This is a genomic window from Pauljensenia sp. 27098_8_83 (assembly GCF_041432695.1).
Lineage (GTDB): Bacteria > Actinomycetota > Actinomycetes > Actinomycetales > Actinomycetaceae > Pauljensenia.
Genome location: NZ_JAPWAD010000016.1, coordinates 21,909 through 37,337 on the forward strand (window position 1 = coordinate 21,909; position 15,429 = coordinate 37,337).

Here is a 15,429-nt window from a genome sequence, read left to right on the forward strand (position 1 = left end):
GGCGTGCGTCACACACCTTTGTGTTCGAGATTGTCGGTGTGAATACGGATCGGCCCCGGCCTCGTCAATAGGGGGACGAGGCCGGGGCCCGGACGTGCGCAGATGCCGGCGAGCTACTCTCGTCCCTCGCGCACGCCCGCGAGGATCCGACGACGCAGGGGCACGGTCGCCTCGGAGGCTACGACGATGAGGACCACGCCGACGATCGCTGAGGCGAGCGCGATGAGGAATCCCTTTCCGGCACCCGCCGCAAGCATCGGTGACATGAACACCATGCCGAGCAGCATCGAGCCGACGATCATGACGAACGCGGGGATCGCGACCTCGAGGCGGCGGCTGCGATCCATGAAGCCACGCGGGGACCCCATGTAGGACAGGGCGCGCACCTGGTCGGCGGAGTCGAGGACGCGGATCGACTGATTGACCGCGGTCGACACGGCCCCGAGGGCGAGGGTAATCGCGAAGGTCAGCAGCATGCCCCTGTTGATGTCGCCGATGACGATGAGCGCGACCTCGTCGGCCCGGTCCCCGCTCATGGAGATCGCGTCACTCGCCGGGTACATGATGCCCACGAGGAACCCGACGAGGGCCACCGCCCCGAAGGAGCGCCACACGGCGCGCGGATCGTCGGCCATGCGTCGGCCCGCCACCATCATCTGGGGGCTGCGCGAGACCCGCGCCATGATGCGGCCCATCAGGCTGATCGACCACACGCCCACCAGGTTGACGATGAGGAAGATCGCGCCCATGAAGCCCATGAACACGGCCAAGCCGATCGCAGTTCCCAGGTTCATCGCGAGGGTGCCGACGCTCAGCCACAGGACGAGGAGGACCAGGCCGAGGACGGGGCCGACCGCGCTCACGCGGCCCGCCTGGCTGCGGCGCGCGACGCCCAGGGGCGTGATCGCGACCTTGCGCATGGCCAGCCACGAGGACAGGGCGGCCAGGAGAATCATGGCAAGCCCCTCGACAAGGAGAGCCACGACCCCCACCCACATCTCGGACACTCCCATCGGGCGGCCCTGGAAGGACAGCGCACCCCACGCGGGCAGCGTCACGGCGTACAGGACCGAGCCGACGACGACGCCAACAACCGCAAACACGCAGGTCTCGATGATGCAGGCGAGCTTCGTCTTTCCCGGCGCGAGGCCGACGAGGCGCAGGACCGCGAGGTCACGCTCGCGCCGACTCATGCCCAGGCGCGCGGCCGCCGCACCCATCGAAATAATGGGAACGACGAGCAGGGTCGCCGCGAAGTACGCGAGCATCACGTAGAAGGATGCCATCCCGTCGAGGCTCGACGGATCGTCAGCCGTGGCCGACGTCGCTGCCACGGCAGCCCGCGCCCCAAATGCCATGACGCCACCTGTGACCGCGAGCAGGAACGCGTGCGGGAGCGCAAAGGCCGCGACCGTGAGGACGGACGTCGCCCGGTCGCGCGACCGCAGGAGCGCCCCGGCGGCGGTGCGTACCGCGCTCATCGGGCCACCCCCTGGCCTTGCGCGCCACTGCCTCGTCCCTGAAGGGAGATGCGACCGTCGCGCACGTGGATCGTGTGCGGCAGGCGCGCGGCGACCGCGGGGTCGTGGGTGACGAGGACCAGGGAGGCACCCGTGGTGGCGCAGGCGCTGGTCAGGAGGGACATGACCTCACCGCCGGTCGCCTGGTCGAGGGCACCCGTGGGCTCATCCGCGAAAATCACCGAGGGATCGGTGGCGAGCGCGCGACCAATCGCGACGCGCTGGGCCTGGCCGCCCGAGAGCTGGCCGGGGCGATAGGGGCCGGCACCGTCGAGGCCGAGGTTCGCGAGGATCTCACGAGCGCGGCCCAGGGCCTGCGACTTGGGCGTACCCGCGAGCATGAGGGGCATCGCGATGTTTTCTTCCGTGGGCAGCTCGGGCAGGAGCTGGCCGTCCTGGAACACGAAGCCGAAGCGACGCAGGCGCAGGTCGGACAGCACACGCTCCGACATGGTCGTCATCTCCTCGCCGTCGAGCGTGATCGACCCAGAGCTGGGTCGCAGCACGCCGGCCAGGCAGTGCAGGAGCGTCGTCTTACCGGAGCCCGAGGGACCCATGATCGCAACCTGCGTGCCCTGCGGGAGCGTCAGGTCGACGCCCGCCAGGGCGTGAACGGGCGTGTTCCCACGCATGTATGTCTTCGTCAGTGCTCGGGTCACCAGGCCCGCATTGTTCTCTGTCATGCCTCCACGCTATTCCCGAGGCCCATCTCACTTCCATGAGGGGCTGCCCTGGTTGCCCCCTGAGAGTCCCCCGACACCCCAATGAAAATGGCGGACATCACCGCTCCACGCAGCACTCTGTCAGCCCTCGCGCCAGCATACGGGACTGTGTTCCCACACCTCAGGCCACCTGGTCAGATGACAGATAGGATCGGCCGTATCCGTTCTGACTGTCGGAACGGCACTACTCCAAGGAGAACACCATGGGTCTGGAAGATCTGAAGAAGCAGGCTGAAGAAGGCCTCGAGAAGGTCGCCGACGCGGCCAAGGAAAAGGCAGAGGAAGCCAAGGACAAGCTCACCGAGCTGGCTGGCGAGGCCAAGGACAAGGCCAAGGAAGCCGCCCACGCAGCCCAGGACAAGGCTGAGGAAGCCAAGGACAAGGCGACCGAGGTTGTCGGCGAGGCCAAGGACAAGCTCGGCAAGTGATCTGACGAAAGGGGCTGGGCCGCAGGGCCCGGTCCCTTTTGCATACCCGCGGGCAGTTCCTCGAGGGGCCCTCACGTAGTACTCACACGCCCTCGCGGGGACGCGCAGGCACCCAGTTGCTACTTTTGACGCATGAATCCCGCCCTGGATCCACTCGCCGCCCAGCTGCTGCTACGCGCCTACGCGCGGGCCACGAACATGCTCATCGCGGGGCGCTCCTTCGCGACGGATGACCCGACGCTCGCCGCCCTGCTGCGTGCCTTCGGTGCCCACGTGCGCCCGATGTTGGACGCCGAGGGGACCCCGGCCTCGCCCCCGGTCGTCTTCTCGCTCGAGGAGGACGCGGCCCCCACGCCCGGAGCGATCACGGTCCTGGCGCCCGGAGGCGTCTTCCGCGCCGTCATCGCCCCCGACGGGCGCACCATCACGGGCCCCGGCGACGAGGGACGCATCGAGTGGGCGCGCGCCCACATGCCCGTCACCGAGGCTTCGGCCCGGGGGCTGGCATCCCTGGTTGCGGGCCGGAGCGTGGTGCTTTCCCTCGTCCTGGAGCCGAAAACCGCGGCGCTGGCGCTCATGCTCGCCGAGGCGGGAGCACGCGTGAGCGTCTTCGGCTGGGCCTCCGAGACCCGCGAGGATGTCGCGACCCGCCTGCGCGAGGCCGGAATCCCCGTCTTCGCGGACTCGAGCGCCTCCCGCGAGCGCGAGTGGGAGCTCGCGCGCGAGTTCCTGTCCCAGCGCAGCGAATTCCTGCTGGATGATGGCTCTCATCTGATCCGCCTCGCGCACGATACGGATGCCTGCCCGGGTGTCCTGGACGCGCTGGTTGGCGCGGCGGAGGAGACCACCTCGGGGCTGCGCCCGCTGCGTTCCTTCGATCTGCGCATTCCGGTCATGGCCTCGAACGACGCGCGGTCGAAGACCCTGTTCGACAACGCCTATGGGACGGGTCAGTCGTGCTGGACGACAATCCTGGACCTCATCGACCCGCGTGGCGTGGGCGCGCCGGTGGCGGGCATGAGCGTCGTCGTCATCGGCTACGGTGACGTGGGTCGCGGCTGCGCGCGTTTCGGCGCGGCGCTCGGTGCCCGCGTGACCGTCGTGGAGCTAGATCCCGTGCGTGCCCTGCAGGCGTCGATGGACGGGTTCGCGGTGGCCTCGCTTGAGGAGGCAGCCGCGAGCGCCGGCATGCTGATCTCCGCGACGGGCGAGCGCTCGACGATCCCGCTGAGCGCGCTGGAGGCGGCCCCGGGCGGCGCGATCGTCACGGTCGCCGGCGGGGTCGACGGGGAGGTGTCCATCGACGAGGCCGTGGCCGCGTCCTGGGTCATGGCCGAGTCGGGCGATCCCCACGTGCAGACCCTCACCAGCCCCTCCGGCAAGACGCTGCGCGTCCTTGAGCACGGTGAGGGGATCAACTACACGGCGGGCGAGGGGAATCCCATCGAGATCATGGACATGAGCTTCGGCGTGCAACTGGCGTCCCTGCGAGAGCTCCTCACCCGCGAAGGCGAGCTGGCCCCCGGACTGCACGACCTGCCGCGCGAGGCCGATGACGCGGTGGCCGCGGCGGCGCTGGCCGCCCTCTCCCTGTCATAGTCGCAGCTCACGCCCACCGCTGGGGCGGGTGCGCCCGCCCCACTTCTACACTGTTAGTCAGCGTCCCCCACTGAAAGGTCCCCGATGAGCGACGTGGTCGTCTGGTCCGCCGGCATGGTCATCCCGATCACCGCCCCCTCGATCCTCGACGGCGCCGTTGCCGTGCGCGACGGGCGCATCGAACACGTGGGCGCGCGCGACTGGGTCATCGAGACGCTCACGCAGCGCGGCCTTTCCTTCATGGAACGCCACTTTGAGGGCGTGCTGCTCCCCGGCCTCGTCAATGCGCACACGCACCTGCAGTACACGGGCATGGCCACCGTGGGAGCCGGACAATACCGCGGTTTCGACAGCTGGGCGCGCGCCTTCGACGAGGTCTACGACGCGGGCGGCCTGGACTGGGGAGGCGACGCGGCAGCGGGCGCGCGCCTGCTCCTGGAGGGCGGCACGACCGCCGCCGCCGACGTGGTGACGGACGCCGCCGCGGCCTCGGCCCTGCACGACGCGGGCCTGCACGGCGTCGCCTACTGGGAGGTCATGAGCTGGTCGAACGAGGAGTGGCGGGCGCGCGGCGAACGCGAAGTCTCCGAGTCTCTGGACGCGATGCCGACCCCTCCGGCCGTGGGCATCTCCCCGCACGCCCCCTACTCCCTGGACGCCGAGCCGCTGCTGGACCTGCCCGACATGGCCCGGCGACGCGGCATGCGCATCCACATTCACCTGGGCGAATCCCACTCCGAGGCCGAATGGTCCGAGACGCGCACGACCGACCTCGCGGACCTGTGGAAGAGCGAGCATTCCTCGTCGTTCACGGCGATGCGTTCGCGCGGCGGCGGCTTCTCCTCGACGCAGTTCGTCGATCAGCTGGGTGTCCTCGGGCCCGACTGCCACGTCGCGCACGGCGTGTACATGCGCGCCGACGACCGCAGGCGGCTGCGCGCCCGCCAGACGGCCGTGGCGCTGTGCCCGCGCTCGAATCGCGTGATCGGCCTGGACGCACCTCCCGTCGCCGCCTACCTCACCGAGGGCAACATGATCGCCGTGGGCACGGATTCTCTGTCCTCCTCCCCCTCCCTCGACCTGCTCGAGGACGTCGCCCTCCTCTTCGATCTGGCGCGCGCCCAGGGGTATGAGGACCAGGACCTGGCGCGCCGCCTCCTGCAGGCCGCGACGCTCGGCGGTGCCACCGCGATGGGCCTGGCGACGGGCCCCGACCGCCTGGGCCAGCTCCAGTCGGGCGCGGTCGCCGACATGTGCGTCGTCGACGTGCCCGTGACCTCGATCGTGGACACCATCGACACCGTGGCCCGCCACGGTGCCGGGCACGTGATCGAGACGGTCGTCTCCGGGCGCGTGCGCTACTCGGCCTCTCACTAACTCCTTCGTTTCCCTGTCGCAGACCTGCCTTTTCTCTTCCTTTGGAGTGTCGCATGACCGACGTTTCCCCGCTGATTGACGCGATGGGCCTCGCGCCCCACCCCGAGGGCGGGCACTACCGCCGCACGTGGACTGCACCGGCGCAGGTGGACACGCCCCGCGGGAGCCGCCACAGCGCCTCCGCGATCATCTTCCTCCTCGAGTGCGACGAGGAGGCCCGCTGGCACCTCGTCCACTCCGACGAACTGTGGATCTGGTCCGGACCCGGCGCCCTCGAGGTGCACCTGGGAGGCAACGGCAACGCCCCCGACGCCGACCCACGCATCGTCACGCTGGGGTCTCCCGCCGGCACAGTGGCTTCCGATCCGGCGAACCCCGTACAGATCCTCGTCCCCGCCGGCACCTGGCAGCGCACCTTCGCCCGCGGCGACTACGCGCTGGCCACCTGCGTCGTCTCCCCCGAGTTCACCTTCGACGACTGGAAGCTCGCCGAGGGGGCCTAACCCACCGGCGTCCGGCCCTTTCGCATACCCGCACGCCACTGTGTCCCATCCCCCACCACCCTGAAATCCTCGCGATTCCAACGTTTTCCCAGTCCAGGCCTCGTTTCATTGTTTCGTGCATCGGACCTATGTCAGCGCGTCTTTCGGCGCACCGATACTCTCATCGAGTCAGACCCGCCCTCACCGGCGGATTTCCTCACGTCACTGGGAGGCCCCATGCGCCGCTCTGTCCGTTCCCTCGCTGCCGTCGCCGCCGTCGCGGCACTCGGCCTGGCCGCCTGCACGGGCGGTACGAGCTCCTCTTCTTCCTCCGATGCCGAGCAGACCTACGGCCCCGGCGCCCTGCCGACCGTGACGGAAGGCAAGCTCACCGTCGCCACCTCCGATCCCGCCTACTCGCCGTGGATCCTCGACAATGACCCGTCTTCGGGCGGAGGCTACGAGTCGGCCGTCATCTACGCTCTGGCCGAGGAACTCGGCTACAGCTCCGACAACGTCCAGTGGGTGCGCGCCACCTTCGATTCGTCGATCACCCCCGGCGCGAAGGACTGGGACCTGAACATTCAGCAGTTCTCCATCACCGACGAGCGCAAGAACGCCGTCGACTTCACGTCCCCGTACTACACGACCACCTCGGCGATCATCACCAAGGCCGGCACCCCGGCCGCCAGCGCGAAGTCCATCGCGGACCTCAAGGACGTCCTCATCGGTGTCCAGGCCGGCACGACGTCGCAGCAGTTCGCTTCCGATCACCTGGAGTCCGGCCTGAGCCAGAAGCTTCAGATGTTCAACTCCTCCGACGACACGGTCCTGGCCCTGCAGACGGGCCGCGTGGACGCGATCGTCGTCGACCTGCCGACCGCCTTCTACATGGTCTCCGCGCAGATCGATGACGGCGTCATCATCGGCCAGTTCGACGACACCACGGGCGGCGAGCAGTACGGCATCGTCCTGCCCAAGGGTTCCAAGCTGACCCCCACGGTCTCGGCAGCGGTCGATCGCCTGGCCTCGTCCGGCAAGCTCGCTGAGCTGCAGGAAAAGTGGCTGAACGAGGCACAGAACGTGCCCACCCTCAAGTGAGGCCCCACACTCATGAGTGACTACTCGAGTAACGCGCCGGCCACGCTCACCGTTTCGGCGGTGGAGCGTGGCCGGCGCGCTTATCGGCGCAAGCAGACGGTCCGGTCGATCCTCGTCTCCCTGGCCTCCACGATCGTGGTCGCGGGAGTCCTTATCGCCGTGGTCGTCAACTCCGACGGGTGGGAGGCCACCCGCCAGACCTTCTTCAACGGCAAGTACTTCGTCGAAGCCTTCCCCCAGGTCCTGTCCGGCCTGTGGCTCAACATCCGGATCCTGCTCATCGCGGTTCTGGGCGTCGCGGTGTTCGCAACCCTCCTGGCCGCCGCGCGCACGCTGGCCGGTCCCGTGTTCTTCCCGATCCGTTTCCTGGCGGCCGCGTACACGGACATTTTCCGAGGCGTCCCCTTCCTGGTCGTCCTCTATCTGATCGGCTTCGGCATTCCCGCGCTCAACCCGACGACGCGCATCCCGACCGCGTTCCTGGGCACGGTCGCGCTGATCCTCACGTACTCCTCGTACGTGGCCGAGGTGCTGCGCGCGGGGCTGGACTCCGTGCACCCCTCCCAGCGTTACGCGGCCCGATCGCTGGGCCTGTCCCACGGGCAGACGCTGCGCATGATCATCGTTCCGCAGGCGATCCGCAAGGTCACGCCCGCCCTGATGAACGACTTCATTTCCATGCAGAAGGACGTCGGCCTCATCTCCGTCCTGGGCGCGGTCGACGCGATCCGTTCGGCGCAGATGGTCCAGGCCAAGACCTACAACATGACCTCCTACGTGGTTGCCGGCCTGCTGTTCATCATCTTGTCGTTCCCCTTCATTCGCCTGTCGGACTGGTACACGGCCCGACTGCGTAAGCGCGAGCAGATGGGAGGCACCGTCTGATGTCGGTTCCCACTACGCACGAGGCCTCCCAGGCCTCGGACAACACGACCCCGGTCCTGAGCGCCGTCGGCGTCGTCAAGCGCTTCGGCGATAACGTCGTCCTGCGTGGCCTGGACCTGGATGTCGCAGCGCACGAGGTCGTGGTCCTCCTGGGCGCATCGGGCTCGGGTAAGTCGACGCTGCTGCGCTGCGCGAACCTGCTGGAGCGGGTTGACGACGGCCAGATCTTCCTGGCCGGCGAGGACATCACGGACCCGCGCGCGAACGCGGATCAAATCCGCGCGCGCATCGGCGTCGTGTTCCAGCACTACAACCTGTTCCCGCACATGTCGGTGCTGGACAACGTGACCCTGGCGGCCCGCAAGGTGCACGGCTGGGAGAAGGACCGCGCGCGCGAGCGCGGCCTGGAGCTCTTGGACCGCATCGGCTTGAAGGACAAGGCGAAGGAGTACCCGGATCGACTGTCGGGTGGCCAGCAGCAGCGCGTCGCCATCGCACGCGCGCTCGCCACAAACCCAGAGCTGCTCCTGTTGGATGAGATCACGGCAGCGCTGGACCCGGTGCTCGTCGGCGAGGTCCTGGACCTCGTTCGCGAGATCAAGGAACAGGGCTCGACCATCCTCATGGCGACGCACGAGATCAGCTTCGCCCGCCAGGCAGCCGACCGCGTCGTGTTCCTGCGTGGCGGCCAGATCGTCGAGCAGGGCCCGCCCGAGCAGGTCATCGACAACCCGCGCGAGCAGGAAACCCGGGACTTCCTGGCGCGCATCCTGCACTGACGCCTCATCAATACGGGAAGGCCCGGACTGGTCGTGAACCAGTCCGGGCCTGTGTCATAACAGCATGTCGCACATCACTTGTAAAGACACAAAAGAAATTTACTCTGGCACCGGATCATGCTACGCTAGCCCATGTACGGATAACTTCCGTACAGACGAAAGAGAGGCTCACATGAGCACCACGAAGACACGACGCCTGGACCTGCGCCTCACCGAAGAACAGGATACACTCATTCGTCGGGCGGCCGAACAGGACGCCCGTAGCATCAGCGATTTCATCCTGTCCACCGTCACGATGGAAGCCCAGCGCCGCCTCGCAGACCAGCGCCTCTTCATCCTGAACGAAGAGGACCACGCCCGCTTCGAAGAGATTCTGCAGGCACCGCCGACGGACGATCCCAAGCTGCGCAAACTCTTTGATCGCCCCTCGCCCTTCGGCACTCACATCAACCTGAGTGCACCGAACGCTTCCGACCACTGATGTACACAACAGTCCTGCAGGAGCCTCGCCCCCTTGAGCGGAGGGATGACCGATCACGCTTCCAGTCGGGAAACGCCGAGATCGACGATTGGTTCCACCGCTTCGCGTGGCAGAATCACAGCGCCGGAAATGCTAGCGTTTTCGTCACAACGCAGGAACCCGAAACGCTCGGCTTCTACGCCCTGGCGATGGGAGCAGAAGAACGCAGTAAACTCCCAGATGCCCTCAAACCCGGTCGACGCCCGGACCCGTGTCCCGTCCTGCTCCTTGCACGTCTTGCCGTCGATCAGCGCGCGCAGGGACGAGGCATAGGCGCAGCTCTCCTCAACGATGCACTCTTGCGAGCCTACAAGCTCAGCAATGAGGTTGGATTCGCGGCCCTCATGGTCCACTGTGCGGACGACCGGGCACGCGAGTTCTACTTCAACCAGTGCTCGCAGTTTGTATCATGCCCCGGAGCTGACAATCACCTGATGCTACCGCTGCCGGCACTGCGGGAGTTTATCGATGCTCTGTGAGGCACCCCGATTGGGCGTCAATAAGTGAGGGCCCAGGATCCGCAGATCCTGGGCCCGAAGCGTTGTCAGTAGAAAATCAGTTGGCACCCTCGGTGATGGTCACCTTGAAGTCGGTCGTGATGCCGTCCGGATCGGTCAGGGTCACGGTCACCGGGTCATCGTTCTCACCCAGCGCACGCAGCGGGTGCAGAGTGACGATGTTCTTCTCGGACTTGCCGACCTCAAGGGCGGTGGGATCAGAGACCTCGATCTTCCACTTGGCGGCCTTGTCGGAGTCGGCCAGCTTGATCTTCAGGTCGCGCTTCTCGGGGACCTTGATGCCGTGCTCGTCGATCTGAGCGATGGGACGCTCGACCGTCTTGACGTCCTTCGGGGTCACGTAGGAGTGAGCGGAATCGGTGGCGCAGCCGGTCAGGGCGGAGATGCCCAGGCCGAGCGCCAGCACTGCTGTGAGGATGGAACGCTTGTTCATAAGCACCATACTAAGCATCCATACTCACAGATACGCATCACAAGGCCCGTTTTGGGACGATGTCACACCATCCCGCGTCACATGGACCAGACCAGCGCCCCCGACTCCACATCCGCCCAGAACGAGGTGGCAAACTCCGCCCACTCCTGCGGGTGCTGCAGCTGGGCGCTGTGCGCGCCCCCGCGGATGACACTCTCGCGCGCGCCCAGGTCCGAGGCCTCCTCGGCGTACCACGAGGGCGGCCAGATCTCATCCTGGTCCCCGTACAGCACGTGCACGGGCACGCCCGTGGCCGCGAGCGCGGGGGTATCGGGGCGCAGCTGGGAGAGGATGCGGGCGATGCCCACCAGGTTTTCCGAGGCCGTGTCCAGGGCACGAACACGCTGAAATTCCGCCCACCCGACGCCCGGCTCGTCGAAGTGCATGTCCGGGAAGTAGGCGCGCAGCACCTGCTCACGCGCGCCGGGACCCGTGGGCAGGGGGTCGAGGATCGGCAGGGTGTTCATCCAGTCGTAGACGGCGCGACCCGAGCAGAACAGGGTCACGGATGCGAAGAGGTCGGGCCGCGCGATGACGGCCGCGCGCGCGACGATGCCACCGAAGGAATGGCCCACGAGGTGCACGCGACCCGAGGTCCCGGCCCAGGCCTCGGCGACGGCGATGAGGTCATTGACAAAGTCGCTCATCCCGTACGCGCCCAGGCCGGCGGGCGCGGCGGACCCGCCCTGGCCTCGTTGCGAGTAGGCGAGGACGTCCCAGCCCGCGTCGCCCAGGAAGGGCAGGACGGGCGCGTAGTCCTCCTTGGAGCCCGTGTAGCCGGGAACGAGGAGCGCGCGGTTCTCCCCCGCCGCGTCCGGGGACGACGCCGCTGAGATCGCGGGGATGCCGTCGACGAGGGCAGGGGCGCTCGGGCCGGTCAGCAGGCCACTGAGCTCGCCGGCCGGGGAGGGGACGGCGACGGGAATGACGTTTGCTGCCAGCGCAAAAGGCCCAAAAGGCTCTATCTGTTTCACGCCCCCAATCGTAGAATGAACGCATGACAAACGAGACGATTGCGAGCCAGCTCGCCCACCGCACGATCCGCGCCTACAAGGACCAGCCCCTCACCGAGGAGGAGGTCACGACGCTCATGGAGGTGGCCCGCCACACGGCCACTTCCTCGTTCCTGCAGTCCTGCACGATCCTGCACATCACGGACCCCAAGGTGCGCGAGGCGATCGGTGCCGCGTCCGGCCAGCCCTACGTGGGCGGCACGAAGGGCGACCTGTTCATCTTCGTCGCCGACCTGTACCGCAACAGCCGCATCCGCGCCGAGCAGGGTGTCTCCTCGGAGGCCCTAGGGTCGATCAATCTGTTCCTCACCGCCGTCGAGGACGCGCTGCTGGCCGCTCAGAACGTGGTCGTGGCCGCCGAGTCCATGGGCCTGGGAACCGTGTACCTCGGCTCAATCCTCGCCGATCCGCGCCCGGTCGTACAGGTGCTGGAGCTGCCGGAGCTGACCTTCCCGGTTCTCGGCCTGCTCGTGGGCCACCCGGACCAGGAGCCCGGCCAGAAGCCGCGCATGCCCCTCTCCGTCATGACCGCTGAGAACACGTACCCGCGCGTCGAGTCCTACACACAGACGCTCGCCGACTACGACCGCGAGGTCACCGAGTACTACGACCTGCGCTCGGGCTCGCGCCTCGAATCCTTCACGCACCTGGTCGCCACCAACATCGGCGTGGGTGGCGCGCACGTCTCCCCCATCATGGAGGTCCTCCACGAGCAGGGGCTCTGCCTGCGCTGACTCTCCTTCCTTGACGAGGCCGTGGCCTCCCCTCGAGCTGTCGTAACCGGTGCCGACCAGGGGACCACGGCCCCGTCGCATAACCAGCCTGTCGCGCGCTTAGAATGGGCGCATGGCTGAGCTTGGTTTTTCCACCTACGTGTTTATCGAGCGCATCGCCGCGAACGCGGCCGCGCTGCACCCCTTCCCGGAGCACAACGTTGCGCTCGTGCGGGATGCGCTGGCGGATGCCGGCTTCGACATCACCCTGCTCGGCCCGGATGCACCGGAGGTTGGCGAGGGCGTGTACTTCCAGCCCGAGCCCTTCGGCGACGAGGTCATGGGCCTCCTCGCGGACGCCCTGACCCTGCGCGGCATCGGAGCGTACGCGTACGCGCTCGTGGATTCGTCGCTGGGCGGGGAACTGGCCGACATCGCCCTATTCACCCGCGTGGGCGATATGTTCCCCCGCTACGGCCGCCACATTCTCATGACGCGTATGTACATTCATCGCACGCCCACGGGGGCGGGCAACAAGGCCGTGACCTGGGCGTTCGGATCCCCCGCCGACCTGGAGGAGGCGAACCGGCTACTGTCCGAGAAGTTCGACACCGAACCGGTCGCGGACCCGCGCGGCATGGCCGCCATCGAGATCCGCCACCCCGAGTTCGCGGCGGGCACGGCCGAGCCAATGGTCCTCCTCGACGAGATCTTCCAGGTACTGGGCGCCGCCGGCTTCGAGGGCATCACAATGTGCAACGACCCGGGCAATCAGCCGTCCGCGGTCTAAAGCCCTCAAACGTTACGAACGTCTTGTCTTGTGTCGCTCCCGCAGCACGATCAACGAACACGGACGCCGCTTAGAAACGTTCGTGGCGCTCACTTAGGCGTTGAAGCGCCCTTTTGAGGCTGTCACTTCGTTGCGCGGCTCTGTCGATATTCCACTCATCAGTAATGAACTGCGTCAGAATTGTTTCATAACGCGCACCAAAAATGTAGGCGCGGCCGCCCCGAATCTTGCTTTCCTGTCGCACGAACTCCTTGATATTCCTCTTCCCATACCTCGATACACAGCCCAACATCCGCTCCTTCGCATCCACCCCGTTCGGTGACTCAACTTTTGCAAGCGGCATGTTGAAAAACCTGGAGAAACCCACGTCATCCGCAAGAAGCCAGCTCTCAATCTCATCGTCGCACACACGAAGAACAACAGTATCCGCGCTTCCCTTTGGCAGGAGCCGCTTTCTAATATCGACAGGACATTGCCCATCGGCATCTCGCATGAATACCCGTAGAATCGGAGAAGGTAAACTAGCCTGCTCCCTTAGCCTAGCCTCTAGCTTAGCAGATCCTCTCAGTGCGAATACAGTAAATTCCTCACGTTCCCAACCCGCAGCCCTCATGACGGCATGAACCACGGGGATGTCTGTCTTCCCCTCAACGTAAACCAGAGCCCTCGGCATCAATGCACTCATGATCAGAGCGTCAGACTTGGCGTCCCGTCAGCGCCCATGAGAACACTGATGATCTCTGAGAACGGGGTCTCTATCTCGAGGTAACAACCAACATCCTCACGATCACCAAGAAGACTACCATTCGTCCCATTCGTCCCGGGAAGAAGTACGAGGACCTCATCCGCACCGACCGTCTCATCATCCACTATCTCAGCTGAATGACTCGAGAGGATGATCTGCACACCACCCTTCACCTGGCGCCGTGCCTCCGCGAAAACAGATGGTAGCTCAGCCACGAGCGCGGAATGCAACGAAAGCTCCGGCTCCTCAAGTAGCAGCACGCTCGAACCATCGGCTGGAGTTGAGGCCAACGCCCAGAGTAACCCCAACAGTCGCAGCGTTCCGTCCGAGAATTGCGTCTCGTTTTGCCACGAAGGGCGCACCCGCCAGTTTTTGTAACCCACCTCCAAGTGGGGCACACCCATGGAATCCTTTTCGAGCTTCAGCTCTTCAAACTCAGGAATAGCCCGTTGAAGGGCAGCCTGAACACGCCTGAGCCTCGCTTTCCGCGTTCGATCAGGTGTTTCACTAATCTGTTGAATAATATCGGAACCATACGGATCAGAGGTCCGTATATCACTCCCTGTTAGTCCTCTAATTACTTGCGGAACGGGATGAAAATACCTGATCTGACCAAAGAAGTCAGCTATCTTTCGAAATTTTTTATTGGTGACCTTCTGCTCCAGATGCGTCTGCGTCAGCAGCTCCACATCGTCTTTATCGTCCTGCGACGGGCGGCTGAGCAAGACCCTTCCGTTACGTTCAACCCGTTCTTCCTGAACAAGAACCCTTCGATGTCCGGACTTCTCACATTCGATGACCAGCACATACCGCCACGTGTCGTCTCCGTCCCGCATGGACACATCGATCCTCGGGTACGGTGCCCGACGACCAAAGAGGCTCTGTATCTTGCTGTACCCTCCCCTTTGATCGACAGCTTGAACCATCCCACCCCCGGGCGCAACGATATCCCCAAGGAAACGGAACACATCGAGAAGATTTGACTTGCCGACGGCATTCGGTCCAACAATAAAAAGCCGCGGGCCGACATCAAAACTCAGATCCTGGAAGTTCTTCCAGTTCTTGATGTGCACATGCGAAAACTCCATGCCGCCACCTTCGTTGGATCGAGTACATATAGTCTGCAACAGCATACCTATTGTGACAGTAGTATCACAAGCGCCAAGCCAATCAAGCTCCTCAACATGATCCTTCTGGTGTCCGGAGCCTACGACTTCGAAAGAATCACGATTCGCAAACAACCCAGGCGGGCGGAGCGCCCAAGCGATGCGGGCATACGGCGCTACTGCACCGGACCTCCAACAGATCAAGCCGTGCCGCCTGGCAAGTGGAGCCGCGATCAAGGAACATCCCAATGCGGTCGGCACGGGCACCGGGCGATGCCCCGGCCCGCACTGCTGCGCGGTACAGACGGCCGCCCCACGGCCAAGCCGACACGCAGAATGGGTATCAAGGCGTGCGGACTGAGCCCGATGCCCGCACGAGAACCGACGGAGGAAGCGATGGATGAGCTAGCGAACCCATCGAACGCGAGCAATCAGGTGTTCCTCCTCTTCCTATCTGTCGGGTGGTGCGTCGTCGCCTACGCAACCGCCGACGCCTACGTATTTTCATCCGTATAACGATGGGCAGCTGGCCTCCCAGCCTCGACTACGATCGACTCAGCCACGAGGCCAACCAGGTGCCGACGAGGACCGCCGCCTCACCAACGTCGATGAGCGCGGCGGGCGCGCGCGGCGGGCCAGCCGACCCGCGATAGTCGAGC

The 15,429-nt window shown here is 65.7% G+C and carries 18 protein-coding genes; 12 read left to right on the plus strand and 6 right to left on the minus strand.

What is annotated here, in order from left to right; genetic code table 11:
* Positions 1-113 precede the first annotated feature (113 nt).
* Together O3656_RS06995 and O3656_RS07000 are read right to left on the minus strand one after the other, a co-directional pair.
* A complete protein-coding gene (locus O3656_RS06995; protein WP_500063260.1) occupies positions 114-1,481 on the minus strand; it encodes an FtsX-like permease family protein in 1,368 nt (455 codons plus the stop codon).
* Positions 1,478-2,203 carry an ABC transporter ATP-binding protein gene (locus O3656_RS07000; protein WP_500063261.1) on the minus strand — a complete coding sequence of 242 codons (726 nt, stop codon included), beginning with the start codon at positions 2,201-2,203 and terminating at the stop codon, positions 1,478-1,480. The genes O3656_RS06995 and O3656_RS07000 overlap by 4 nt, the downstream gene beginning before the upstream one ends.
* 242 nt (positions 2,204-2,445) lie before the next feature.
* Between O3656_RS07000 and O3656_RS07005 the strand changes: the two genes are divergently transcribed.
* The 9 genes from O3656_RS07005 (at position 2,446) to O3656_RS07045 (ending at position 9,892) form a co-directional block, all read left to right on the plus strand.
* Positions 2,446-2,670, plus strand: a complete 225-nt coding sequence (locus O3656_RS07005) for a hypothetical protein (protein WP_500063262.1) — start codon at positions 2,446-2,448, stop codon at positions 2,668-2,670.
* Positions 2,671-2,802: 132 nt separating this feature from the next.
* The gene (locus O3656_RS07010) at positions 2,803-4,269 is read left to right on the plus strand and encodes an adenosylhomocysteinase (RefSeq protein ID WP_500063263.1); all 1,467 of its coding nucleotides are present in this window, start codon (positions 2,803-2,805) and stop codon (positions 4,267-4,269) included.
* An 84-nt stretch (positions 4,270-4,353) separates the two neighbouring features.
* Positions 4,354-5,646, plus strand: coding sequence for an amidohydrolase family protein (locus O3656_RS07015; protein WP_500063264.1), 1,293 nt, complete (start codon positions 4,354-4,356; stop codon positions 5,644-5,646).
* A 53-nt stretch (positions 5,647-5,699) separates the two neighbouring features.
* A complete protein-coding gene (locus tag O3656_RS07020) occupies positions 5,700-6,149 on the plus strand; it encodes a cupin domain-containing protein (protein ID WP_500063265.1) in 450 nt (149 codons plus the stop codon).
* A 216-nt stretch (positions 6,150-6,365) separates the two neighbouring features.
* Positions 6,366-7,229, plus strand: a complete 864-nt coding sequence (locus O3656_RS07025) for an ABC transporter substrate-binding protein (protein ID WP_500063266.1) — start codon at positions 6,366-6,368, stop codon at positions 7,227-7,229.
* 12 nt (positions 7,230-7,241) lie between these two features.
* A complete protein-coding gene (locus O3656_RS07030) occupies positions 7,242-8,114 on the plus strand; it encodes an amino acid ABC transporter permease (protein ID WP_500063267.1) in 873 nt (290 codons plus the stop codon).
* Positions 8,114-8,893 carry an amino acid ABC transporter ATP-binding protein gene (locus tag O3656_RS07035; RefSeq protein WP_500063268.1) on the plus strand — a complete coding sequence of 260 codons (780 nt, stop codon included), beginning with the start codon at positions 8,114-8,116 and terminating at the stop codon, positions 8,891-8,893. The genes O3656_RS07030 and O3656_RS07035 overlap by 1 nt, the downstream gene beginning before the upstream one ends.
* A 172-nt stretch (positions 8,894-9,065) precedes the next feature.
* Complete coding sequence (locus O3656_RS07040) at positions 9,066-9,374, plus strand: type II toxin-antitoxin system TacA family antitoxin (RefSeq protein ID WP_500063269.1); 309 nt, start codon at positions 9,066-9,068, stop codon at positions 9,372-9,374.
* Positions 9,374-9,892, plus strand: a complete 519-nt coding sequence (locus O3656_RS07045) for a GNAT family N-acetyltransferase (RefSeq protein ID WP_500063270.1) — start codon at positions 9,374-9,376, stop codon at positions 9,890-9,892. The genes O3656_RS07040 and O3656_RS07045 overlap by 1 nt, the downstream gene beginning before the upstream one ends.
* Positions 9,893-9,968: 76 nt before the next feature.
* Here the strand turns inward: O3656_RS07045 and O3656_RS07050 are convergent, their stop codons facing one another.
* Positions 9,969-10,382 (minus strand): hypothetical protein, encoded by a 414-nt coding sequence (locus O3656_RS07050; protein ID WP_500063271.1) that lies wholly within the window; start codon positions 10,380-10,382, stop codon positions 9,969-9,971.
* Between the two features lie 59 nt (positions 10,383-10,441).
* Positions 10,442-11,377 (minus strand): alpha/beta fold hydrolase, encoded by a 936-nt coding sequence (locus O3656_RS07055; protein ID WP_500063272.1) that lies wholly within the window; start codon positions 11,375-11,377, stop codon positions 10,442-10,444.
* Positions 11,378-11,400: 23 nt separating this feature from the next.
* Between O3656_RS07055 and O3656_RS07060 the strand changes: the two genes are divergently transcribed.
* Positions 11,401-12,150, plus strand: a complete 750-nt coding sequence (locus O3656_RS07060) for an NADPH-dependent oxidoreductase (RefSeq protein ID WP_500063273.1) — start codon at positions 11,401-11,403, stop codon at positions 12,148-12,150.
* A gap of 112 nt (positions 12,151-12,262) precedes the next feature.
* Entirely contained in the window at positions 12,263-12,919 is a 657-nt protein-coding gene (locus O3656_RS07065; RefSeq protein ID WP_500063274.1) for a hypothetical protein, read from the plus strand.
* A gap of 70 nt (positions 12,920-12,989) precedes the next feature.
* Here the strand turns inward: O3656_RS07065 and O3656_RS07070 are convergent, their stop codons facing one another.
* Together O3656_RS07070 and O3656_RS07075 are read right to left on the minus strand one after the other, a co-directional pair.
* The gene (locus tag O3656_RS07070) at positions 12,990-13,604 is read right to left on the minus strand and encodes a hypothetical protein (RefSeq protein WP_500063275.1); all 615 of its coding nucleotides are present in this window, start codon (positions 13,602-13,604) and stop codon (positions 12,990-12,992) included.
* 2 nt (positions 13,605-13,606) lie between these two features.
* Positions 13,607-14,737: an AAA family ATPase gene (locus O3656_RS07075; RefSeq protein WP_500063276.1), complete on the minus strand. Its 1,131-nt coding sequence runs from the start codon at positions 14,735-14,737 to the stop codon at positions 13,607-13,609.
* A 399-nt stretch (positions 14,738-15,136) separates the two neighbouring features.
* Here O3656_RS07075 and O3656_RS07080 point away from each other — a divergent pair, with 399 nt between their 5' ends.
* Entirely contained in the window at positions 15,137-15,286 is a 150-nt protein-coding gene (locus O3656_RS07080; protein WP_500063277.1) for a hypothetical protein, read from the plus strand.
* The last annotated feature ends 143 nt before the right edge of the window (positions 15,287-15,429 follow it).